The following is a 1,336-nucleotide window of genomic DNA, read 5'->3' as shown; positions in this document are numbered from 1 at the left end:
ATATATGGTTTCTGACACCCCGCAATCGCGTGCAAGCCCGCTCCCACAGGTTTTTCAGCGTCCCTATAGGCCCAGTAGGGACAGCATGATGAATGTGGCAAACAGCACAAAGTGCGTCATGCCCTCAATGGCGTTGGTTTCGCCGTCATTGAGGTTGATCGCGCTGACGATCAGGGTGATGAAGATCATCACCGTTTGCACCGGGGTCATCGCCATTTGAAACGGCTGGCCGGTGTACAGCGCCATCGCTTCCATCACCGGTACGGTCAGAATCACCGTCGACAGTGACGCGCCCATCGCAATGTTGACCACCGACTGCATGCGATTGGCGAGCGCCGCTCGTAATGCGGTGAGAATCTCCGGCGCGGCGGAAATCGCTGCCACCAGAATCGCCGTGATCACTGGCGGTGCACCCGTGCCTTCCAGGCCCAGATCGAGGGTCTTGGACATCACCTCGGCCAGTGCGCCGATGATCACCACCCCCGACACCAGAATGCCGATCGACAGCGCCAGGCTGACCGGCTTCGGCTCCTGCTCGACCGGCTCCTTCTTGCGACGTTTGTCCGGGTAGCTGTAGCTGAAAAAGTAGCTGTGCGGGCCGACCTGCATGCGCAGGAACAGCGCGTAGAGCACCATCATCGCGCCAATGGTGAACGCCGAATACATCTTCCAGTTAGCCTCGGGAATGAACTCCGGGACCACCATCGATACGCCCATCGCAGTGAGGATCATCACGCTGTAGCTGCGCGCCGAATCGTCATTGTAGGACTGTTCGCCGTGTTTGATCCCGCCCATCAGTGCGGCGAGGCCGAGGATGCCGTTGATGTCGAGCATCACCGCTGAATAAATCGTGTCGCGCACCAGCGTTGCCGAGGCTTCGTTGCTCATCATGATCGCCAGGATCACCACTTCGACCAGCACCGCCGAGAGCGTGAGGATCATCGTGCCGTAGGGGTCGCCGACCTTTTCCGCCAGCAGTTCGGCGTGATGAGCGACGCGCATCGAAGCGGCGACGATAAAGGCGATCAGCAGCAGACCGCCGCCCAGCGCGACGATCTGGCCGCTGTGCAGCAGCCAGTGTTCCAGTGGATAAGCGACGCACGCGGCAAGGACTGCCAGCAGCAGGAAGCTTTCTTGTTTGAGGATCGAGAGCATGACGGGCCTTTTGCCGAAAAGAGCTGATGAAGCTACTGACTGCCGCGCGCCGCTAACGTTTCGTTACATCTTTACGCACCAAACCATGGCGCGCGCACGCTGACTTGCACTGCGTTGGTTCCGACGCTGAAAAGATCGCAGCCTTCGGCAGCTCCTACAGGTCCGCATTCCCATGTAGGAG

Annotated in this window: 1 protein-coding gene; it reads right to left on the bottom strand. The window is 59.6% G+C overall.

Annotated features, from left to right (window positions below):
- Positions 1-63: 63 nt before the first annotated feature.
- The gene (locus F8N49_RS27740; RefSeq protein ID WP_056787779.1) at positions 64-1,155 is read right to left on the bottom strand and encodes a calcium:proton antiporter; all 1,092 of its coding nucleotides are present in this window, start codon (positions 1,153-1,155) and stop codon (positions 64-66) included.
- Positions 1,156-1,336 lie beyond the last annotated feature (181 nt).

Source organism: Pseudomonas sp. GXM4 (genome assembly GCF_008923895.1).
Lineage (GTDB): Bacteria > Pseudomonadota > Gammaproteobacteria > Pseudomonadales > Pseudomonadaceae > Aquipseudomonas > Aquipseudomonas atacamensis.
This window is presented reverse-complemented; position numbering and strand designations above follow the sequence as displayed.